We start from the raw sequence: 23620 nt of genomic DNA, 5'->3' as shown, positions 1-23620 counted from the left end.
GTCTGATACCAAATCACCAAACAACATTTATTACAAACATTAAAAAGTTATCTTTTTTATCGATCCTTTTAAATATTTTGAAAAGAGGTGTTAGTGCTTTTCTTTTTAGTGCTAGTTTTTCCATTTTTCTATTTGGTTTAACAATCAAACTAAAATTATTTGAACCAACTATTTGTAAACTGAAAAAAAGTTAATTTAGCCAAAAAGCTTGTAAAGTTTTCCAAGGCAACAAAACACAATTGGTTTTGTGAGGCAATTGATGTACTATATCTAAAACTTGTAAATCTGAATTAAGTTGATGTTGGTCATAAGATTCTTTGTTAATCATAGCAATGAAATGGTTGATTTTGTTTAAAGATGATTTTTTATCTAAATTTTTCATGTTTACTGACATTAAACTAGCAGAAGCAACACAAATAGAACAAGCATTAGCTTCATATTTAAGATCTAAAATGGTTTTTTTTGGATCTAATTTTAATTGAATAATCACTTGATCGCCACAACAAGAAATTTCTTTTTTGAATGTTTGATATCCTTTTAAAGGTTTTTCGGTTTGATTTTGTGGATTTTGACAATGTTTTAAAATTAATTGATGTTTGTTGTTGTTTAACATTTATTTTTATTTCTAATTTTCATTATATTTGTTCATAATTTGTTTCTATTCGTTCTTTTAAAGATTTTTGATCTTCTACCATAATATAATCTTGAGTAATTCCACCATATTTAAATTGAACAGTTTTATAATTAAAACTATTTAAAACTTTTTTCAAAATAGTGATTTTTTCATTTTTTTCTGTTCCTTTTTTAGCAGCTAATATAACAGCATAAGATAACAAAACATCTTCTTTAGGTTCGATATTTTCTTTTTCGCCTTGCCCAATAGAACCGATTCTGATAAAATTAGGATCTCTCATCATACCAGGACAATTAATGGCTAAATCATATTTTTGTTGATCTTGAAATTTTTTTGGTATTTCTAAAAGATGCGAAGTTTTAATAAATTCAAAATCATAAATGTTTTTAATATCTTTTAAATTTAAATTAAAACCTTTTTCTTGAATTCTTTTTTCATCAATTTCTACAAGACCTAATTTTTTTAATAAGAAAAGTGAACGTGATAAGTCACAAGGGGCGATATATAATTCATTAAAAGGAGCAAATAAAAGACGCAGTTTTGTATATTTTTTAACATCTTTTAATGTTTTTATTCCTAAAGAATTATTTTTATGAATGTATAAACCATATTTAGGGTGAAATAAAGGATTTACCATCACCAAAGGAGTTTCATTTGAATTTATACTGTTATAAGATTGCATTGTATGAAAATTATTACTAATATTAGCATCAATTAAGTTTGCTTTTAAGGCATCATTGCTAGATATTTGATATTTTTCTATAACTTCGTTTTCACTTAAAAATTCCAATTGAACGTTATATTTTAAAAAATCATTTTTAATTTCTTTTAAAGCATTTAACACTCGTTCAAAAGGAGTTGCTAGTTTGATTATTTGTTTCATAAATTATGAATTCCTTTTTATTCTTACTTTTAATTAAAAAAATAACATTTTTAAATATAATAATGTATTATGTTTTTAACCATAGTTGTTTAATTCTTTGTCCTGTTTTTTCAGGATTTTGAAGCATAATGTAGTCTTTATTTTTACCACCTTCTTGAAAATGAAATTCTTTTGTTTGTGTATGGTTTAAAATAGTTTGGATTAATTTAGTTTTTTCGTTATCTTTGTGACTTTTTTTACAAGCTAAACCGATGGCATAAGAAATTACAAAATCATCTGTTGGTTCTTCGTTTCCTTCAATGTTGGATCCAATTCTTTTAAAATCTGCATAAGGATTCATAAAAGCAGGCCAGTTAGCCATTAAATCATATTTTTCTGGATGATTCAAAAATTTTTCAGGTATTTGAGAGTTTTTAAAAAATTCTAATTGATAAATATTTTGAATATCCGACAAAGAAAGATCAAACTTCTTTTTTCTTAGGGTTTCTTGGGATATTTTAATTAAACCTAAGTTATTTAATAAAATTAAAGAGCGAGGAATATCGCAAGGTCCAATATAGGAAAATCCAGTTGCTAATAAAACTTTTAAACGAGAATGTTTTTTAACATCTTCTAAATTTGTAAAAGTAGGATTCCTTTTTTGATTGATATATAAACCGTATTTGGAATGATAAAACGGTTGTACAAATTCCAAAATTTCTTTATTGTTGGCCTTTAAAATACTATTAACAGAATTCAAAACATGAATATTGGTATAAATAAGACCGTCTATTTTTTCATTTAATAACATTTCAAAAGCTTCAAAATTTTGATAATCAACTTTAATAACTTCAAGGTTAATGTTATCTTTTTGAAATTTTTTTTTGGCTTTATTTAAGGTGTTAAGAACAGATTGCATCGGACTTGCAATTTTAATATTTTTGATGAATTTCATTTTTCATTATTCCTTATTGTTTGTTATAAAATAAAATTGAATTAATTGTAAAAATTTTTAATGGAGTGTAAAAAATAATATTTTAACTACTTTATTATTATAAACAAATAATAAATATAAAAACATTAAAAAAGTTTTTAATGATTTAAAAAATATATTATAATTTTTTCAAAAGTCATTTCCCATTATAACTCTTATTAGTAATGCAAAAAACAAACATTAACTTCTATCTGTTTACAAGTGTTGAATTTGGTTATTGACAAATTGCGCTGTTCCGTTTTTTTGGACATTTTTTTATTTTAAAATCAATCTTTAAAACTTAAAATTAAGTAGATAATTTCACATCTTTTCAAACTAAAGAAATATTTTTTTTGATTTAAAAAGCGTCTAAACTTTTTTGATAATTCGTTAGTTTCAAAAGATATTTTTCAAAAAAATTTTACCCCCTCACTATATAACTAGAAAAAAAGTTAAAAACAGGTCTACAAAATAAAAACAAAGTTATTTTTTTAAACAATTATGTCATTTTTTGGAATGGCGTATATTGTTGAATTGAAAAAATGTTTATTTAAGGTTTTGTAAATATTGTTGCGGTGTTGAAGTGTTTAGTTTGTTTAAAATCCATTTTTATTCCAAAATATAGGATAGATATCGGACCAAAAACAGCAAACGCCTAAAAACAAAAAAATTAATTTAATTATCATATTTTTTTTCTAAAATGTCATTTTTAATCAAAAAAAATGAGATAATATTTTTCTTATAATTTTTAAAACATAAACAAAAAAAACTCTTATTTTTTTATATGTAGTTGAAAAATTTAAAACTATACTGCAAAAAAATCTAAAAAAAGCAAAGTTAAATTTATAAATTTTGGCAGTCTATTTAAAATAAATATCTTGGAAAACAATAAACTAATAAAACATACTGTTACTATTTTCAACACTTGACAATTATTTTATTTTTAGATATAATAAAGTTGATTTGGCATTCACTTCATGTAAGTGCTAAGTTCATTTTTTGACTACGATATTTTATCTTAAAGATTTAAAGATATTTTATCTTAAACATTTAAATTTAAAAGGAGAAACCAAAATGCAAAAAAAAACAATTATCCCTCTGCATGATAATGTCGTTTTAAAATTAAAAATGGAAGAAACCAAAACACAAAGTGGTATTCTTTTGGCTTTATCGGAAAAAGAAAAATCTTCTGTAGGCATTATTGTTGCTGTTGGTCTTAAAGTTGAAGGACTAAAAAAAGATGATGAAGTAGTTTATAAAAGTTATTCTGGTAGTAAAATTACTTTAAACCAGGAAGAATATTTAATTGTGGCTGTTAAAGATATTTTGGCTCAAATTAAATAAAAAATAAGTTTTAAAAAATATTCATAAAATTAAAAAGATTGTTTAAAAAATAAAAAAATAAAAGGAGCAAAATCAAATGAGTAAAAAAATACTTTATGGTAAAGACGCAAGAAAAGCTTTGTTGCAAGGTGTAGATGCCATTGCTGATACTGTCAAAGTAACTTTAGGACCAAAAGGACGTAATGTTATTTTAGAAAAATCTTATGAATCTCCTATGATTGTTAATGATGGAGTTTCTATTGCTAAAGAAATCGAATTAAAAAATTCTTACCAAAACATGGGGGCTAAATTAGTTTATGAAGTTGCTGCTAAAACTAATGATTTAGCAGGTGATGGAACAACTACAGCCACTGTTTTGGCGCAAAGTATGATTCATCGTGGCTTTAAAGCAATTGATTCAGGGGCAAATCCGATGTTAATTAAAGAAGGAATCCAACTGGCTGCTAAAATGGTTTCCCAAAAACTTTTAGCTAAATCACAAAAAGTGGCTCTTCAAGCTGATATTCAAAATATTGCCGCTATTTCTTCAGGCAGTCAAGAAATTGGTAAAATTATTGCTCAAGCAATGGAAAAAGTAGGTAAAAATGGCGTTATTAATGTTGATGAATCTAAAGGTTTTGAAACAGAATTAGAAGTAGTCCAAGGTTTACAATATGATAAAGGTTACGCTTCGCCGTATTTTGTCTCTGATCGCGAAAGTATGACAGTTGAATTAAACCAGCCTTTAGTTTTAGTAACTGACCACAAAATTAGTACTGTTCAAGAAATTTTACCTATTTTAGAAAGTGTAGTTAAAGAATCAAAAGCTTTATTGATTATTGCAGAATCAGTTGAAAATGAAGTGTTAGGTGTTTTAGTGGCTAATAAATTAAGAGGTACTTTTAATGTAGTTGTTACTAATGCCCCTGGTTTTGGTGATAATCAAAAAGAAATCTTACAAGATATTGCTGTTTTAACTAAAACAACTTTTATTTCCAAAGATCTAAATATGAAACTTGCAGATGTAAAAACTGATGATTTAGGTAGCATTAATAAAGTTATTATTAAAAAAGATAACACTACTTTAGTAGGGGCTGCTACAAACCAAGCTTTAGAAAAACGAATTCAATTATTACAAACCCAAATTAAAAACTCAACTCTGGATTATGAAACTAAAACTTTACAAGAAAGATTAGCTAAATTAACTGGTGGAATTGCTTTAATTAAAGTAGGGGCGACAACTGACACCGAATTAAAAGATAAAAAATTACGTTTAGAAGATGCTCTAAACGCTACTAAAGCTGCCATTACTGAAGGAACTGTAGTTGGTGGTGGTAAAGCATTAGTTGAAGTTTATCAAGAATTAAAAGATGCTTTATCCGACGAAAACAAAGAAATTCAAAAAGGAATTAATGTAGTTATCGAAAGTCTTTTAACTCCAACTTATCAAATTGCTGAAAATGCTGGCTTTGATGGTGATCACATCGTAAGACAACAATTAAATCAACCACGCAATTTTGGTTTTAACGCTAAAAGTGGGAAATATGTTGACTTATCGCAAGAAGGTATTATTGACCCTACTAAAGTAACCCGTCAAGCTATTCTTAATGCTGCTTCGATTTCTGCTTTGATGATTACTACTGAAGCCGCTGTTGTTAGTGTTAAAGATGATAAAGTTAATAATGATATGAATATGGGAATGCAAGAATAAAAATAATTTTTAATAATTGAAAATTTTTCTTTTTTCTTGTTTTATATGTTAAAATAATAATAGGTTTTGGTTGTTTATTAAAAAAACATCAAAACAAATTTAAAAACTTAAAAGAAAGGAAAGAAAAATGCAAAACACAAATACTAAAAATTCTTTAGTTTCTAAGTTATTTGCTTTATTTACTGTTACTATTGTTGCTTTATTTTTAGGATCTTCTTCGGTTTTTGGCGCTTATGGTACAAAAGATTTACCAAAGGATCCAACTGAAGAAATTAATATTTCTGAAGAAGACGCAAAAGATGTTTCAAAAGTTATAACTGAATTGAGAAAAATCAAAGCATGGGAAAACGAAAAAGAAGAAAATTTTAGTTCTGCTATTTTATCAGGAGATAAAAAAACAATAAGTCTTAAAGCTGCTGAAAGCAAAGATTACAAAGATGGCACAGTAACAATCAAACGCAAAACTACTAGTTTCTGGACATCAACTACAGCTATTATAATATATGTTGTAATCGCTCTTGCAATTGTCGGTGGTGTTTCTTTTTACTTTGTTAAAAAAAGACAACAAGCATAATAAAAAAATAATTAAATTTTAATATGTTTTTAAAAAAGCTAGGTTTTTAATCTAGCTTTTTTCTTTTCTTTAAAATTATAACTAATTAACCTTTATCTAAAAATAAACTATTAAACACTTTTATAATTTATTTTTAGATAAAAGTAAAACATAACTTTTTTGATTTTATTTAAAACACCTTCAAAAAATTTATATAATATATATAATGGTTTTATTTTTTTAATCAAAAAAATTAAAATCAGAAAAATTATCTTCAAATTTAACCTTGAAATAAAATTAAAGCAATTGTTTTTTTATTATAATACACGTAAAAAAATATTCATACTTTGAAAATAAATAAAGAAATCAGAAAAAAATGTACAAAAACGGTTTAATTAAAGTTCAATTATCAAGTCCTAATTTAAAAATAGGCAATCCCTTAGCAAATGCTTACAGCATAAACGAAATACTTAAAGAAAGTAAAGCTAGTTTTGTTCTTTTTCCTGAACTTTGTTTAAGTAGCTATACTGCAGGAGATCTTTTTTTTGAAACTAACTTTTTAAACGAAAATTTTGAAGCTCTTAATTGGCTTTTAAAAAATAATACTTTTGAAGGGGTTTTTATTTTAGGGATGCCTTTGGCTTTGGATGAAGTTTTATTTAATGTTGCAGTTGTTATTCAAAAAAATAAAATTTTAGGGATAGTGCCAAAAAAAACCATTCCCAATTATAAAGAATTTATGGAAAAAAGATGGTTTCAATCAGGTAAAACTTGTGAAACGCAACAAATTACTATTTTAGAACAAGAAGTTCCCTTTGGTAATATTTTATTTGTTAATCAAAAATATAACATTATTTTTGGAGTTGAAATTTGTCAAGATTTATGGACCGTCTTTGCTCCAAGTGACTTAATGGCTTTAAATGGAGCCCATTTAATTTTTAATCTTTCTTCATCAACTGAACACATTAACAAAATTAATCCTCGTAAAATAGCAGTTTTGGATCATTCTCGCAAGCAAATAGGTGGTTATTTTTACACAAGCAGTGGTATCACTGAAAGCACTGAATCTAATTTATTTTCAAACCATAAAATTGCAGCTTTATTAGGACAAATTATTGGCGAAAAAGATTTATTTAACCAAGATATTAATTTAGTAGTTGATGTTGACCTTGATTTTATAAAATATCAAAGAAGAATTGATACTACTTATGGTGATCAAAGAATTGGACAAATATTTCCTTTTTTAAAATCTTTTTTCAAAATCCAAGAAAGCCATGATTATCATTTTGAAAACCCAGTTAGTCAAACTCCCTTCATTAATGAAGGTGAATTTGAAAAAAACTTGAAATTAGCTAATGAAATTCAAAAATTAGCTTTAAAAACCAAATTAAACAATCTAGATGTTAAAGTTGTTTTAGAAATAACAGATAGTATAAATGATTTTTTAACTTTGATGGTTGTTTGTCAAACTTTTTACCTTTTGAAAAAACCATTTGCAGATTTAATCATTATTTTAAATCCAAATTCTTTTAAGGAATCAAACCATTATCAACTTTTAAAATTTTTTGTAAAAGATTACGGCATTGTCAATCTTTGTGAAAGTAGTTTTTTAAATCAAAGTCAATTTTTATCTTTTTTAGAAAAAAACAAAACCTCAAAAAGGCCAGAAGAAAAAAGTAATAACAATGATTTTTTTAAAGAACCTGCTTTGCAAACTCAAAAAGTATTACTTTTAGAAAATAATAATTTTTCTGATATTGCTTTAGGTAAAATGAGTTTTCGTGGTTATTATGATAATCTTTATAATGTTAATTCAGGATTACCTAATCTTTTAGTCAAAGAAATAATACTTTATCACCTAAAAAAAGATCTTTTTAATAATCATCAACCCTTAAAATCACTTTATCAAAAAAAAGTAAAAGATTTAATAACTATCCAAATAATTATTGAAGATTTTATTCTTTTTCATCATATTAAAAACGGGTTTGAGCCAAATAAAATCGCTTGGTTATTGCAAAAATCTTTTAATTATGATTTTTATAAAAGCAAAGAACTTGTCTTTTCATATTTAAAACGTTTTTTTCAAAATCAATTCAAAAGACAAAATATGGCTCCAGGTCCTAAAATTTTAGAAAACAGTTTTTCACCAAGAGGTGAATTTCGTTTACCAATTCATTTAGAAAGACAAGAAACCAAAAATTAATAATTTCAAGATGGTTTTTTGAAATTTCTTTGAATAATAAAAAAATTTAAAAAATACAATTGAGACAAGAAATGAGGTCAAAAATGAAAAAAGTAGTTGTTGGCTTGTCGGGGGGGGTTGATAGTGCAGTTGCTGCCTTACTTTTAAAAGAAGAAGGTTACCAAGTTGAAGCTGTTTTTATGCGTAATTGGGACAGTCAACTTAATTATGATTTACAAGGAAACACAACTTTAAATGACCTTTGTCCACAAGAACTAGATTATTCTGACGCTTTAAAAGTTTCTTTGCAATTAGGAATTAAATTGCATCGTGTTGATTTTGTTGAAGATTATTGGAAAAAAGTTTTTCTTTCGTTTATTAACGATTTGAAAAATAATTTCACTCCTAATCCTGATATTTTATGTAACAACGAAATAAAATTTAAAACTTTTATTCAATATGTTACTTTCAAATACAAACCACAATATATTGCTATGGGTCATTATGCTCGAATTATTTACGACAAAAACAAAACTCCTTTGCTTGCATGTCCTTACGACCAAACAAAAGACCAAACTTATTTTTTATCTCAATTACAAACTTCTCAATTACAAAATATTATTTTTCCTTTAGCCAACCTAACCAAAATAGAAGTCAGAAAAATTGCTTTAAAAAAAGGATTAATTAACGCCACTAAAAAAGATTCTACTGGTATTTGTTTTATTGGCGAAAGAAAATTTCAGGAATTTTTAAGTAATTATTTACCAGCACAAATTGGAAATATAAAAAAATTAGATGGTACTTTTTTAACTAAACATAAAGGAGTGATGTATTATACAATTGGACAACGAAAAAATTTAGGTTTAGGAGAGTTTTCTGGCGAAAAAGAACCTTTTTTTGTTGTTGGTAAAGATTTAAAAACAAATACTTTATATGTCGAACCTAACTCAAAACATCCTCATTTATACAGCGATGCAGCTTTAATTATTGATCTTGTTTGGCGCGGGCAAAAATCAAAAACTAAACTACAAGCTAAAATGCGTTATCGTCAACCTAATCAAGAAGTGTTTTTAACTTGGATTAACGATAACACTTTAAAAATTGGTTATCCTCAAACAATTAAAGCTGTTACTCCAGGACAAATATGTGCTTTTTATGATAATGATATTTGTTGTGGAGCAGGTGTAATTAAAGAAGTTTATTTTGAAAATAAAAAACGATTATATACTTAATTTTTAGTTTTATCAAAGATACTTTTTTAATGTTCCAAAAAGAAGGTGATATAAATGACTTCTATTTTAAAAAAAGATGATTTACTAAAAGATTTAATGGATATTATTACTCAAAATATTCATGATGAACAAATTTTGGCTAAAATAACTCAAGCTTATTTTTTTGCTAAAGAAAAACACTTAGGACAATTCCGTTTAACAGGAGAACCTTATTTAATTCATCCTTGTGAAGTTACCAAAACTTTAGCACTTCTTAATAGTGAGCCTAATACTTTAATTGCTAGCTTATTGCATGATGTTTTAGAAGATACACCCACTAAAATCGAAGAATTAACTGCTCTTTTTGGTCAAGATGTTACTTATTTGGTTTATTGTGCCACTAAATTAACTAAAATTTCTTTTTATCAAAATCAAAGACAAATTGACAACCAACAAAAAATGTTTTTAGCGATGGCAAAAGATATTCGAGTAGTGATTCTTAAAATTGCCGATAGATTACATAATATGCGAACTTTAGGGGCGATACCTTCTGAAAAACAAACAAGAATCGCTCAAGAAACTTTAGAAATACATGCTCCTTTGGCTCATCGTTTAGGACTTTTCCAAATGAAATCACAACTAGAAGATTTATCTTTAAGATATACTTTGCCTCAAGAATATTATCATATTTCTCATTTAATTAAGTTAAAAAAACAACAACGCGAAGAATCAGTTACCAACGTGATTAAGGATATTGAAATCCTTTTTAAAAAACATCATTTACAAGAAGCCATTATTAAAGGGCGGATCAAAAACATTTATAGTATTTATAAAAAGATACATCAGCGTAAAGTGAAATTTGAAGAAATATTTGATCTTTTAGCCATTCGGATTATTGTTTCAAATGTTAATTTATGCTATCAGTCTTTAGGAATTATTCATGGATATTTTTCTCCCTTACCTTTAAGATTTAAAGATTATATTGCTGTTCCAAAACCAAACCTTTATCAATCACTTCATACGACCGTTTTAACTAAAAATGGATCTTTGTTTGAATTTCAAATTAGAACCAAAGAAATGGATCAAATAGCTGAACAAGGAATTGCCGCTCATTGGGCTTATAAAGAAAATAAAACTTATTCACAAGAAGACAAACAAATTGAAATCGTCAAAAAACTAAGATGGTATCAAGAATTGGTTAAAATAACTAACGATTCAAAAAATCACCCAGAAGAAACTTCCAAAGATTTTGTTGATGCTATTAAAAACGATATTTTAAGTGATAATGTTTATGTTTTTACTCCCAAACAAGAAGTTTTTGAAATGCCTAAAGGATCAACTCCAATTGATTTTGCTTTCCGAATACATACTGAAGTAGGGAGTAAAATGATTGCAGCTATTGTTAATGGTAAAATTGTTGCTCTTGAATATCAACTTAAAAATGGTGATATTATTGAAATTAAAACTAATAAAAATATTTTATCAGTTAATAAAGATTGGCTTAGAATTGTCAAAACTACCCACGCTAAAAGAAAAATTAAGTCTTTTTTCAAAAAAGATCAAAAAGAAGAAGATGTATTAGCGATTCAAAAAGGCAAAGATCTTATTGAAAAAGAGTTAGCTTTTCATAAAATTGAAGTAGTTTTAGATCAAAATTTTATTCAAAAACATTTTGAACGTTATAATATTTTATCTTTAAATGAATTTTATGAAGAAATCAGCAAAAAACAATTAAATATCAAAACAGTCATTAATAAAATAATTTCTTTAACAACACAAGCCATCAATCAAACTAATTTAGAAAAGCAAATGGCAAAATCTCAACAAAAACTAACCCATCAAAATGAAACTGGAGTTTTAATCGAAGGACTTAAAAATCCTAAATTAAAATTAGCTAATTGTTGTTCTCCGGTTGCAGGAGATAAAATATCGGGTTTTTTAACTAAAGGACGCGGAATTATCATTCATCGCAAAGACTGCATTAATTTAAAAAATTGTGATACACAAAGAATAATTGCAGCTTCTTGGGCTTTAGAAACCAATTTTAAATATTCTGCTTGGATTAGTTTGATTGCAATTAGTAAAAATAATTTAACCCAACAAGTAATTAACAAAGTTAATGGTTTTAAAATTAGTATTTTAGAATTAAAAGTTCTTAATAATCAAAAATTAGAAACAATAATTAAATTAAGGATTTTAACAACTAACATCAAAGAATTAAATAATTTAATAGCTAATTTACAAAAAATTCCTCAAATTTATCAAATTCAAAGATGTAATTATTAAATTTTTGATCATAAAAAATTTGTCATTTGTATAAAACTCCATAAAAACAATAAAAAAAGCTATCTTTTTATGATAGTCTTTTTTTATTTTAATTTGAAAAAAATAATTATAAAATATTATGTATATATCCAAGGATAAGCAATACTTGCAACAATAACAATAAAAGCGCCTCCGATACGAGTAGCTATTTGAGCAAATGGCATTAACCCTATTAGATCAGCAGCTGATAAAATTGCGATATTACCTGCTCCTCCGATGCTATTAGTGCAAAGTCCTGCTGTAATAGAGGCTTCCAAAGGATAATAACCTAATTTTTTACCAAAATATCCAGCCACTAAAGCAACTGTAAGCACACAAGCAAAACATGTAATAATAAAAGTAGGGTTTTTTAAATGTACCCATGCTTTAGTAATTTGCAATGTAGATCCTAAAATAACTAATAGAGCGGAAGTAAAATTAACAGTAATCAATTTGGATGTTTGAACAATACAATTAATATAATGTTGAGAAATAAAATTAAATAATTTAACCAAAATAACAACTAAAACTAAAAAAACAATAGTATCAGGTAAAAATCGTTGAGCATCAGGAAAAATCCGTTTTAATACATCTTTAATTAAAACACTAAAAATATATAAACTAAAAATACCTACTAACCCAGTGCTAAATTGAGCTGAAGTGAAATCTTTATTGATCGTGGGCGCTTGATTTTCTTTTGTTAATGTATCAATAATTTCTAGTTTTCCATTACCACTTAATTTACTTTTGCCAAACGTTTTTTTAATAATCCCAGATACTAAAATACTAAAAATACCTCCCAAAAGTAAAGCTGGGAATATATGACTTTTCATATTTTCTACTTGTTCTATTTGTTTAACATTACTATAAGCATCACTTAAAGGGATGATTCCTGCTGTAAGACCACCACTTGCTAAAGGGGCAAAAATATAAAAAATAGCATCTAACCAATGATTTTTAGTGGTTGAGTCTGAAATTCCTTTAATAGGAGTTAAAAAGAACCCTAAAACTCCTACCACTAGTAATCCTGTTATCATTGAAATTAACATTAAAGGAATAAATTTTTTAAAAGAATTTTTTAATAATTGTTTGTCCATCCCCAAAAAACTACCAATAATTAAAACTGAAATAAAAAAAGAAGTAAAACCAACAGCGTTCTTTTGTCCACTTAAATGTTTAAAACTTTCTGATATGTATTCTTGTGTTTTTACTAACAAATCGCTTCCTTTAAATATAGGAACTGTAAACAAAATAGAAGGTATAATAATGCATAAAATAGCTCCTCCCCCAATATCTTTTAAAAGAGGAGTATTTTTTCCAATAAATTGCAAAAAGGCAGATAAAAGAATCGCAATTAATAAAGGATTTATGAAGGGATGGATAGATGGATGGATTTCATTTTTGCTTTTGGGTAGCCATTGTAAACTACAAAGTTGTATTACAACAAGTAAAACAATTAAACCAAAAACAGGAAAGCTAAAACCTAAAATAGTTTTTTTATTCACAATGTTAATTTTTTTGTCATCTATTGAATTTTTTAAAAAATTCATTGACGAATTACTCCAGTTTTTTTAGCTGCTTTAGCTACTGCCAAAGATATTTGTGGAACTACTTCTTTATTGAATGTACTTGGTAAAATATTTTGTTCGTTTAAATCTGTTTCTTTAATAATTTCTTTAAGAGCATAAACAGCTGCTTTTTTCATTTCTTCGTTAATTTGAGTTGCTTTTGCATCTAAAGTACCACGGAAAATTCCTGGGAAAGCCAAGCAATTATTAACTTGATTTGGAAAATCAGATCTACCAGTTGCAACTATTCTAGCACCACCTTTTTTAGCTTCATCAGGCATAATTTCTGGAATTGGATTAGCCATAGCAAAGACAATCGAATCTTTATTCATAGTAGCTACCATTTGACTAGTCACAATACCAGGCGCAGAAACACCAATAAAAATATCTTTACCTTTAATAATTTCTTTTAAAAGTCCTTTTTCTTGGTGGATATTAGTTATTTGTGCTAATTTATGTTGTTCTTTATTTAATGTCAAGTCATCTTTATGTAAAGCACCTTTTTTATCAACTAAAACAATATTTTTAGGATTTAATAAAAGTAACATTTTAGCTACTGCCATCCCGGCTGAACCAGCACCACTGATAACAATTTCAGCAATTTCAATGGGCTTACCAACCACTTTTAAAGCATTAAGAACCCCTGCAGCAACAACAATTGCAGTTCCATGTTGATCATCATGAAAAACGGGAATATCAAGTTTTGTTTTTAGAGCATCTTCAATTTCAATACATTCAGGGGATTTAATATCTTCTAAGTTGATGGCTCCAAAAACAGGAGAGATTTTTTCAACAATATTAATAATTTCTTCAGTATCTTTAGAATCAATACAAATTGGGAAAGCATCAACTCCAGCTAATTCTTTAAAAAGAATGGCTTTTCCTTCCATCACCGGCAAAGAAGCTTTTGCACCAATATCACCTAAACCTAAAACCGCAGTTCCATTGGTAACAACACCTACCATATTGCCTTTCATGGTGTAACGATAAACATTATCTTTATTTTCTTTAATTTTTAAACAAGGCTCTGCTACTCCAGGTGTATAAGCCAAAGATAAATCATCAAGATTTTGTACTTTTACTTTACTAACAATAGCAATCTTTCCTTTATTTTTTTCATGTAATTGTAATGCTTTTTCTTTTAAATTCATTTTTTTAAATTCCTTTTTGGATTTTTTTAGAATGATTGTGATTAATAAAAAATAATCATCCTTTTATATTTTATACTTTTATTTTTATAATTTGCTATCCAAATTATACTTTTAATATTTTTACTTTGTTGCATTCCGTTAATCTTTTTAAGATAAACTATTTCTTTTTTAAATTAAAACTCTTTAAAGGTTAATTTTTTTCTCATATTTTAGAAAAACAAAAAAAGTTAAACTGTTTATTTTTAATAAACAATTTAACTTTAATATTTTTAATATTTTTAATATTTTTTTTGTTTTTGGGTTATTGCTATTCTTGGGACGGTGACCTTCTAAAATTTCACTTTTATTAATTTTTGGTTTTTTAATGAAGGAATAACGATTGTTTCTTGAAATAATATTTTCATTTTTTAACTTATTTCTTAATTTTAAGAAAGTATATTATAAAAATAACCCCATTTAAAAAGTGATTCTCTTGTTTGATTAAATTGTAAAAAATGATGTCATTATAGATATAATATTAGTATGCAATTATGTATTAATATTTTTTAATCAAGTTAAGAAATTAAAAAAACTTTTTTAAACAACATAAAGGAAATAATTATTATAAAAATAAAAAAGATAATTATTCAATTATGTTATTGCAAAAAAAACTCAAAATAGTTTTTTATTAGGGTTTTGATAAAGTTTATAAAATCAAAAGTTTTTTTAATTTCTTATAATCTTTTATAAAAGAAAATATTAAAATATTGTTAAATAAAAAAAGGAGAGTGTTTATCATGTTAGAAAAAAAAATTAAAATAATTTATGATGGCCTTGAGAACGGTCGAGTTCATCAAATGGCTCAAAATCTTGATTTTGATTTAAGCCATATTAGTGAATATCAAACAAATAATGATCTAAATGATAAGTTTTTTTTATTAACCCGGAGCGTAAAATTTGGTGAAGTTTCTCAAGAATCTCAAAATTTTTTAGTTAAAAATCATGATAAAGTAATTGGCGTTGCTGTTTCCGGAAACAAAAATTGGGGTAAAAATTATGGCAAAGCTGGTGATATTATTGCGGCTACTTACAACATTCCTTTAGTTTTAAAATTTGAAGGTTCAGGAAATAAAGAAGAAAGACTCTTTTTAAAAAAATGGCTTATTACTTATCAAACACAAAAAATCTTCTTATCATCTTTACCCTTAGAAAAACCCAAAAAACTTATTTTTAATACTTCAGATATTTTTACTGAAAAAAATGATAATGCAACAAAAATAAACCAAAAAATTTTACCACCTTGGATCATCCTTAACAATCAAATTATTGATGAAAACGGCAATATTAAAGATTTAAATAAAGATCAAGAAGCTTTAACAAGTTTTTTGTCAAAAGAAATAAAACCAAAATTAAAACATTTTACCACTTTAAAAGATAAATTAATTTTTTTACAAACTAACGAATACTATGAAACTGATTTTCTAAGCAAATACAAAGATCAACAAATTAAAGAAATTTATCAACTTGCTTATCAAAAAAAGTTTCGTTTTTCTACTTTCATGGGGGCTTTCAAGTTTTATCATGATTACGCCTTAAAAACCAGAGATAAAAAGTATTATTTAGAAACTTATGAAGACCGCTTATCAGTTAATGCTTTGTACCACGCTCAAGGTAATTTTGAGATTGCTAAAAGGTTAATCAAATCTTTAATCAATCAAGACTTTACACCAGCAACACCTACTTTATTAAATGCAGGCAAAAAACATCGTGGTGAATTTGTTTCTTGTTTTTTATTAGAAGCTGGCGATTCTTTGAATGATATTGCTCGGATTAATGAATTTTCGATGCAACTTTCTAAAATTGGTGGTGGTGTTTCCATTAATATCACTAATTTACGCGCTAAAAGCGAATCTATTAAAGGAATTGAAGGTGTTTGTAAAGGTGTAGTTGGTGTTTGTAAATTATTAGACCATAGTTTTCGTTATGCCGATCAAATGGGCCAAAGAACTGGTGCAGGAGCAGTCTATTTAAATGTTTTTCATGCTGATATTGAAAATTTTTTAAGTACTAAAAAACTAAACGCTGACGAAGATGTTCGTGTCAAAACTTTATCTTTGGGGGTGATAGTTCCTGATAAAATGATTGAACTAGCGCGCAAAAACGAAATTATGTATACCTTTTATCCCCACACTGTTTTTTTAGAATATGGTAAAAATTTTACTGATATTGCCGTTGATATGGAATATTGGTATGATATTTTAGTTAAAAACCCTAAAGTACGAAAAAAAACAATTAACCCCCGTAAATTATTAGAATTAATCGCTCATATGCAAGGAGAATCAGGCTATCCTTATTTAATGTTTTGTGATAACGTTAATCGAAGTAATCCTCTTGATTTAAAAATTAAGTTTTCTAATTTATGTACTGAAATTCTTCAACCCACTGTCACTTCTCATTATGCTGATTACAATCGTACTAAAGAAGATCAAATTGGCTTAGATGTATCTTGTAATTTGGCATCAGGTCATATGGGCAATATGATTGATAACAACACCATTCAAGAAACTGTTTTTTTGGCTATGGAAGTAATGAATACAGTTGCTAATAAAACAAACATTAATTATGTTCCTGCAGTGGCTAAAGCTAATAGACTTAATCGGAGTGTTGGTTTTGGTATCATGGGACATCATGGCTTTTTAGTTCAAAATTATATTACTTTTGGTAGTGAAGAAAACAAAGATTTACTTGACGTCTTTTTTAATACAATTAATTATTATAGTTTGTTGCATTCTTGTGATAAAGCGCGCGAAACCGGACAAAAATTTTATCGTTTTGAAAAATCTCATTATGCAGATGGCTCTTATTTTCAAAATCGAGGTGAAATTTTACCTAAAACTGAGAAAATTAAAAAAATGTTTGAAAAAATTGTTTTACCAACCCAAAAAGACTGGCAACAATTAGAACAAAATGTTAAACAATTTGGACTTTTTAATTCTCATCGCTTAGCGGTTGCGCCCAATGGTTCGATTGGCTATATTATGGGTACTACTCCATCCTTAACACCAGTAAAACAATTAGTGGAAGAACGAACTTATGGTAATTCCAAAACTTATTGTCCGATGCCTGGTTTAAAAGAAGCAGCCTTTATGTATACTACTGCTTATAAAATGAACAAATATCATTTAATTGATGTCATTGCCATCGCTCAAAAACACGTTGATCAAGGAATTTCTTTTGAATTGGGGATTACATCTGATATTACTACTCGCGAATTACAAAGATATTATCTTTATGCCCATCATAAAGGAATTAAAACACTTTACTACACTCGAACGCAAAAGTTAAAAGTTGATGAATGCGAAGCGTGTTGGGTTTAATTTAAAAAAACTAAAAAATTTACCTTTTGTTTGACTTTAATAAAGGCTATCTTAGTTGATAGTCTCTTTTTATTAAAAAAGAATTTTAATTCAATAACTACGACTCACTTTAAATAATTTCTTTATTGGAGTTTTCATTTTTTAATTTATATATTAATAATGGTTTTATTTTTTGTGGTAATTCTTCAAATAAGTTTGTGGTAATATTTAATTTGTACGTATTTTGGCAAAAAAAAACAACCCCTTTATTATAATTTAAAACTTTTTTCAATAATAAATATATTTTTTTAACAATAATTTTTATTTTTAGTACCATGTTACAAACAATTTTTTTAAGTGAAATTATTTTTACTCCAAAAAGAATCTTTGAAAATTATAAAATAGTAAATTTAGCTCTTGATTTTCCTACAGATGAATCCAAATACCAAAAAAATAAGCAAAAATAAATAATTATGCCCATTACAAAACCAATTTAAATTTATATTGAACTTATTCTATTTATAAACATTACTTTCAATTACAATAATTATCGTTAATCAAAATAACAAAAATTATAAAAACATTAGCAGACTATACTTTTGTTTATCATAATAGGTATTATTTGGTTAATTGTAAAAAGTGATTTCCTTTATGATTAAACAAAAAGATAGATTTTATTTTTTTTAAAGAAAAAAATTAGAAGATAGTTATACTCATTTTGAAAAAAGATAAAGAGGATAAAAACAACTAAAAAAGTTTTGATAAAAATACTTTCTTTTATTTTTTTACCATCATAAATCTTAAATTAAGTTATAATAATAATGGTTAAAATATCTATGATTAATCTTTTTACTAATTTTTTTTTTGAAAGAAAATCATTATACAAAAAACGAAATTTTTAAAAGTAAAATATTTCTAAAATAATTAAAAGAAATTTTTAAAAATTAATGTTTTTTCGAAATAATAATAATGATATTTTTACAGAAAGGAAAATAAATTCAATTATGTCCAAAAATAACAATAAAGAATCTATTTTTTTTATTTCCTCTTTACAAAAATACGTTATAGCTTCCACTTTATTAAGTTTAACTATAATTTTAGAGTTAACTTTTGATAATATAGGGCTTCCAAAAATAATGACTGAAGTAAAAATTGGCTCTTTCTTTAAAATTTCTCTTATACCTTTAATTTTAATCGGTTTTTTACTGGGGTTCAAATACAGTCTTATTTTTTCTTTGTTATATGCTTGTTTTCATGTATTAAAAGCTTTTTTATTAAAAGGCTATTGGGGATATATGGAAAGCATGAATTTTAATTTGGTTTATAAATTATCGTCTTTACTTTTAGATTATTTTTTAGTTGATATGCTTTATAGTCTTTCAGGTTTGTTATACCTTCCTAATTTTTTATATTTGGATAATTATAAAAAAATTTGGACTAATTTATTAATGATTTTTTCTTTGGTTTTTCTTGTTAAATGTTTAGCTTCATATTTTCTTTGGGCGAAATACTTACCAAACAACACAAATTTTATTCTTTTATGTTCGTGTTTATCTTTTAACATAATTCCTGTCTTAATTAATTTTTTGATAACAGGATTTTCATTTTGCTTTTTAAACCCCAGAATTAAAATATATTTACAAAATAAATAACAAAAATGAGCATCAACTTTATTTTTTTAAAAAAATAAAATTATAAAAAATTATTATTTTTACATCAGAAAGACACAAAAAGATAAAGGAAAGCCTTTAATGGTAAATCAAAATATTTATCATAAAAACAAACTTTTAAGACAAATAATTCTTGCTTCTTTTTTATCATATTTACCTGTTGCATTAGATTACTTTTTAAAGGGATTAACCAATATATCTATTGGTGTTTTTTCAATCAAATCTTTTACCCCTTATTTTATTTTTTTACCTTTAATTATCATGTCTTTTTACGTTCCTAAAACTTTAGCTTGTATTGGTGCTTTTTTATCAGAAACATTAATGTTTTTTTTAAGAGCTCAAAAGAAATACTGTTATAGTCCTATCACTAGTCTTTTTTGTGTTCTTTGTTTTGTCTTAATTCCTAGTTGTTTTTTAAAAAAAGAAGATAGTTTTTATAAATTTTATTGTGTAATTCTTTTTTCAACAATTTTATTTCAAATTTTAAGTTGGTATAATGTATTAAAGTATCGTTTTAAAATATCTTTTTCGGATATCCCAAATCTCAATAAAAAATTGCAATATCTTTTTGTGATGAGGTTGCCAGTTGTTATAATAATTGCATTTATACTAGTTGTAATCCTTAAAAAATTATTTCAAAAATTAGATTTTTTTCAAGAAAAACAATAAAGAAAATTAATATATCAAATATTTTCAATATTTAAATTTTACATTATTTCACCAAAGGAGTGTCAAATGCAATTTAAAGATTTTAAATATCAAAGAGTTAATATTGAAAAAATCAAACAAAAAGTTTTACCTATGATTGAATTATTTTTATCTTCTTCTTTAGAAGAACAAATCACAATTATTAATCAAAACAACCAAATTATGGATCAAATCAATTCCATGTTTACTCTAGTAAGTATTAGAAATAGTTTAAATGTTAAAGATAAATTTTACCAAGAAGAAAAAGCTTTTTGTGATCAAAATGCACCTTTAATAAAAGAATTACAATATCAATTTTTAAATAAAATGATGAAAAGCCAACATTATGATCAATTAGTATCATATTTTGGTTTATTTTTGTTTAAACAAAATCATTTAGTATTAAAAACTTTTAATTCTCAAATAATCCCTTTATTACAAGAGGAAAATGTCTTAGTAACAGAATATGAAAATTTAATTTCTCAACCTGGTGTTATCTTTTGCAAAAAGATATATAACTTAAGTCAAATGGGTCCTTTTTTAGAATCAAAACAAAGAACCATTAGAAAAGAAGCTCAATTAGCTATTTCTAATTTTTTTGCCCAAAATGAAACCAATTATGATCGTATTTATGACAAATTAGTAGCTAAAAGAACTAAAATAGCTCATTTATTAGGTTATGATAATTTTGTTCAATTAGGTTATGACCTTTTAGGAAGAACAGATTATTCATTCCAACAAATAAAAACTTATCGAAAAAATATTTTAAAACATGTTTTGCCTTTTTATAAAATGATGCAACAAAAAAAAAGCCATCGCTTAAAGATTGCTAAACTAGAAAGTTATGATAAAAATTTTCATTTTTTAACTGGAAATCCAAAACCCCAAGGAGATACAAAAACAAAAATATTACATGCTCAACAAATGTATTATCAAATGTCACCTCATACCAAGATTTTTTTTGATTTTTTATTAGAAAAAAAACTCTTAGATTTAGAAAGTAAACCTAATAAAACTGGTGGAGGATATTGCACTTATTTACCATCATTTCAAACTCCTTTTATTTTTGCTAATTTCAATGGAACTAGTCATGATATAGATGTTTTAACTCATGAATTTGGACATGCTTTCCAAGTTTATCAAAGTCGTCATTTTATTCCTGAATATCGTTTCCCTACTTTAGAAGCTGCTGAAATTAATTCTATGGGAATGGAATTTTTAGCTTGGCCTTGGGTCAAATTTTTTTTTGGCTCAAATGAAGAAAAATATAAATTTTTACACTTATCAGAAGGACTTAAATTTTTGCTTTATGGTGCTTTAGTTGATCATTTTCAAGAAAAAATTTATCAAAATCCTCAAATAAGTTCTCAAGAGCGCAAAAAAATATGGCGTCATTTAGAAAAAAAATATTTACTGATAGAAAATTACACAAATGATCCTTTTTTGGAAAAAGGTAATTTTTGGTTGCGTCAAAGTCATATTTTTGTCAACCCTTTTTACTATATTGATTATACTTTAGCACAAGTTTGCGCTTTTGAAATTTGGTCATTAAGTCAAAAAGATTATCAAAACGCTTGGCAAATTTATTTTAAATTATGTCAAATGGGTGGATCACAAAGTTTTTTAACTCTTTTAGCGAAAACAGGATTACAAAGCCCTTTGGATGAAGATCATTTAAAAAATATCGTTTCTATTGTCTCTAATTATCTTCAAAAAATAGACGATACAAAATATTAAATTCTTAAATATAAACAAAACCGAAAAAAGAAAAAAAGATTAAGTATATAAATAACAAAGGAATTAATTTTAAAATATGATAGAAATTAAAGATTTAAGTTTTTATTATCAAAATTACCCTGTTCTCCAAAATTTAAATTTAAATATTGAAAAAAATTCATGGGTTTCTGTTGTTGGACATAATGGTTCTGGTAAATCAACTTTAGCTAAAATTTTGTTAGGTTTATTAAAACCACAAAAGGGTTATCTTGTTATTAATAAAATTACGATGAATGAAAAAAATTTACCTTTGATTCGTCCTCAAATAGGGATGATTTTTCAAAATCCTGATTATCAATTTACAGGGCTTACTGTAAGAGAAGATATTGCTTTTGGTTTAGAAAATTATAACTTGCCAAGAAATGAAATTATTGAAAAAATTTTAAAATATGCTCAAATAGTAAAAATAGATCATTTATTAGATAAAAATGTTGCCGATCTTTCGGGAGGACAAAAACAACGTGTTGCAATTGCTTCTGTTTTAGCAATGGAAACAGACATTATTGTTTTTGATGAAGTCACTGCTTTTTTAGATCCTCAAGGTGCTTTAGAGGTTGAAAACATTATTACAAAAATTAAAAACAAAACTTTGATAACTATTACTCATGATCTACAATTAGCTGCTAAAAGTGATCAAATTATTGTTTTATGTGAAGGTAAATTAATAAAAAAAACCACTCCTCAAAATTTTTTTAAAAATCAAAATTTTTTATCTCAACATCATTTAAAACCACCTTTGGCTTTAAAACTTTATTATCAATTATTAAAAGATAGTCAATTAAAACAAACTCCGATGTTGCAAAAATTAAAGGATCTTTTATGGGAATACAATTTGAAAAAGTAAATTTTTGTTATCCAAAAAACAATCAAAATCAAGAAACTCAAGCTTTAAAAGATATTAATTTAAAAATAGAATCAAAAAATGAATTTATTGCTTTAGTGGGTCAAACAGGTTCTGGAAAATCTACTTTAGTGCAATTAATGAATACTTTACTAACGACTAATACCGGAAAAATAACTATTTTCGGTCAAACAACCAATAACAAAACTTCAAAAAACTTATTAACCGCTTTAAGAAAAAAAGTAGGTTTAGTTTTTCAATTCCCCGAATATCAACTTTTTGAAGCTACTATTTTAAAAGATGTTATGTTTGCTCCAGAAAATTTTTTAAACAATAAAGAATCAGCTCAAAAAAAAGCAAAAGAAACTTTAGCAAAAATAGGAATACAACAAAATTTATATCACAAATCTCCTTTCCAAATTAGCGATGGACAACAAAGAAAAGTGGCTCTTGCAGGTGTTGTTGCTATGGAGCCAGATATTTTAATTTTAGATGAACCAACAAGAGGGCTTGATTCAATAAGTCAAATTAATATTATGCATTTCTTGCAAAATTTAAATATGTTTTTTGGCAAGACTATTATTGTAATCACTCATGATATGAATTTAGTAGCAAATTACGCTAAAAGAGTGGTAGCTTTAACTCAAGGAAAAATTATTTTTGATGGTTCCAAAGAATCTTTTTTTGAAAATCCTAAATTCCCTAGTTTTAATTTAGATTTACCAGAAACTTTTAAAATTTTAAATCATTTACACAACTCTTTAGGAATTCCTTTCAAACCTCAATATTGTTTTAAAAATTTATTAAAATATTTAAAAAAATTTTATGATTAAAAAGGT

At 25.8% G+C, this 23620-nt stretch carries 19 protein-coding genes; 13 read left to right on the top strand and 6 right to left on the bottom strand.

What is annotated here, in order from left to right; genetic code table 11:
- Window positions 1-190: 190 nt before the first annotated feature.
- The 3 genes from PSOL_RS00615 to PSOL_RS00605 all read right to left on the bottom strand — a co-directional run bounded on the left by PSOL_RS00615 (window position 191) and on the right by PSOL_RS00605 (window position 2451).
- On the bottom strand, window positions 191-613 hold the full coding sequence (locus tag PSOL_RS00615) for an iron-sulfur cluster assembly scaffold protein (protein ID WP_349402036.1): 423 nt from the start codon (window positions 611-613) through the stop codon (window positions 191-193).
- Between the two features lie 22 nt (window positions 614-635).
- On the bottom strand, window positions 636-1517 hold the full coding sequence (locus tag PSOL_RS00610) for a metal ABC transporter substrate-binding protein (protein WP_349402035.1): 882 nt from the start codon (window positions 1515-1517) through the stop codon (window positions 636-638).
- A gap of 67 nt (window positions 1518-1584) precedes the next feature.
- Window positions 1585-2451, bottom strand: coding sequence for an ABC transporter substrate-binding protein (locus PSOL_RS00605; RefSeq protein ID WP_349402034.1), 867 nt, complete (start codon window positions 2449-2451; stop codon window positions 1585-1587).
- A 1092-nt stretch (window positions 2452-3543) separates the two neighbouring features.
- Between PSOL_RS00605 and PSOL_RS00600 the strand changes: the two genes are divergently transcribed.
- The 6 genes from PSOL_RS00600 to PSOL_RS00575 all read left to right on the top strand — a co-directional run bounded on the left by PSOL_RS00600 (window position 3544) and on the right by PSOL_RS00575 (window position 11735).
- The gene (locus tag PSOL_RS00600; RefSeq protein ID WP_349402033.1) at window positions 3544-3813 is read left to right on the top strand and encodes a GroES family chaperonin; all 270 of its coding nucleotides are present in this window, start codon (window positions 3544-3546) and stop codon (window positions 3811-3813) included.
- A gap of 76 nt (window positions 3814-3889) precedes the next feature.
- Entirely contained in the window at window positions 3890-5503 is a 1614-nt protein-coding gene (gene groL / locus PSOL_RS00595; RefSeq protein WP_349402032.1) for a chaperonin GroEL, read from the top strand.
- A gap of 127 nt (window positions 5504-5630) precedes the next feature.
- Window positions 5631-6077, top strand: coding sequence for a hypothetical protein (locus PSOL_RS00590; RefSeq protein ID WP_349402031.1), 447 nt, complete (start codon window positions 5631-5633; stop codon window positions 6075-6077).
- A 355-nt stretch (window positions 6078-6432) separates the two neighbouring features.
- Window positions 6433-8259, top strand: coding sequence for a nitrilase-related carbon-nitrogen hydrolase (locus tag PSOL_RS00585; protein WP_349402030.1), 1827 nt, complete (start codon window positions 6433-6435; stop codon window positions 8257-8259).
- 83 nt (window positions 8260-8342) lie between these two features.
- Window positions 8343-9470 (top strand): tRNA 2-thiouridine(34) synthase MnmA, encoded by a 1128-nt coding sequence (mnmA, locus tag PSOL_RS00580; protein ID WP_349402029.1) that lies wholly within the window; start codon window positions 8343-8345, stop codon window positions 9468-9470.
- Window positions 9471-9524: 54 nt separating this feature from the next.
- A complete protein-coding gene (locus PSOL_RS00575; RefSeq protein ID WP_349402028.1) occupies window positions 9525-11735 on the top strand; it encodes a RelA/SpoT family protein in 2211 nt (736 codons plus the stop codon).
- A 116-nt stretch (window positions 11736-11851) separates the two neighbouring features.
- Here PSOL_RS00575 and PSOL_RS00570 read toward each other — a convergent pair whose 3' ends face one another.
- Entirely contained in the window at window positions 11852-13303 is a 1452-nt protein-coding gene (locus PSOL_RS00570; RefSeq protein ID WP_349402027.1) for a 2-hydroxycarboxylate transporter family protein, read from the bottom strand.
- A complete protein-coding gene (locus PSOL_RS00565) occupies window positions 13300-14472 on the bottom strand; it encodes an NAD(P)-dependent malic enzyme (protein WP_349402026.1) in 1173 nt (390 codons plus the stop codon). Before PSOL_RS00565 ends, PSOL_RS00570 begins: the two co-directional genes overlap by 4 nt.
- Before the next feature lie 776 nt (window positions 14473-15248).
- Here PSOL_RS00565 and nrdE point away from each other — a divergent pair.
- Window positions 15249-17828, top strand: a complete 2580-nt coding sequence (gene nrdE, locus PSOL_RS00560) for a class 1b ribonucleoside-diphosphate reductase subunit alpha (protein ID WP_349402025.1) — start codon at window positions 15249-15251, stop codon at window positions 17826-17828.
- Window positions 17829-17937: 109 nt separating this feature from the next.
- On the opposite strand, the gene PSOL_RS00555 is transcribed toward nrdE, so the two are convergent.
- On the bottom strand, window positions 17938-18099 hold the full coding sequence (locus tag PSOL_RS00555) for a hypothetical protein (RefSeq protein ID WP_349402024.1): 162 nt from the start codon (window positions 18097-18099) through the stop codon (window positions 17938-17940).
- Window positions 18100-18142: 43 nt separating this feature from the next.
- Between PSOL_RS00555 and PSOL_RS00550 the strand changes: the two genes are divergently transcribed.
- From PSOL_RS00550 to PSOL_RS00525, 6 genes are all read left to right on the top strand, one after another.
- The gene (locus PSOL_RS00550; RefSeq protein ID WP_349402023.1) at window positions 18143-18274 is read left to right on the top strand and encodes a hypothetical protein; all 132 of its coding nucleotides are present in this window, start codon (window positions 18143-18145) and stop codon (window positions 18272-18274) included.
- A gap of 537 nt (window positions 18275-18811) precedes the next feature.
- On the top strand, window positions 18812-19459 hold the full coding sequence (locus tag PSOL_RS00545; protein WP_349402022.1) for a hypothetical protein: 648 nt from the start codon (window positions 18812-18814) through the stop codon (window positions 19457-19459).
- Between the two features lie 99 nt (window positions 19460-19558).
- Window positions 19559-20146 (top strand): hypothetical protein, encoded by a 588-nt coding sequence (locus PSOL_RS00540; protein WP_349402021.1) that lies wholly within the window; start codon window positions 19559-19561, stop codon window positions 20144-20146.
- 66 nt (window positions 20147-20212) lie between these two features.
- Window positions 20213-21901, top strand: coding sequence for a M3 family oligoendopeptidase (locus PSOL_RS00535; protein ID WP_349402020.1), 1689 nt, complete (start codon window positions 20213-20215; stop codon window positions 21899-21901).
- A gap of 76 nt (window positions 21902-21977) precedes the next feature.
- Window positions 21978-22784 (top strand): ATP-binding cassette domain-containing protein, encoded by an 807-nt coding sequence (locus tag PSOL_RS00530; RefSeq protein ID WP_349402019.1) that lies wholly within the window; start codon window positions 21978-21980, stop codon window positions 22782-22784.
- A complete protein-coding gene (locus PSOL_RS00525) occupies window positions 22760-23614 on the top strand; it encodes an ATP-binding cassette domain-containing protein (protein WP_349402018.1) in 855 nt (284 codons plus the stop codon). Before PSOL_RS00530 ends, PSOL_RS00525 begins: the two co-directional genes overlap by 25 nt.
- Window positions 23615-23620: the final 6 nt, after the last annotated feature.

It is taken from the genome of Candidatus Phytoplasma solani, assembly GCF_040126175.1.
GTDB classification, from domain to species: Bacteria; Bacillota_I; Bacilli_A; order Acholeplasmatales; family Acholeplasmataceae; genus Phytoplasma; species Phytoplasma solani_A.
The sequence above is the reverse complement of the archived record's forward strand: the minus strand, read 5'-3'. Positions and strand labels throughout refer to the sequence as shown.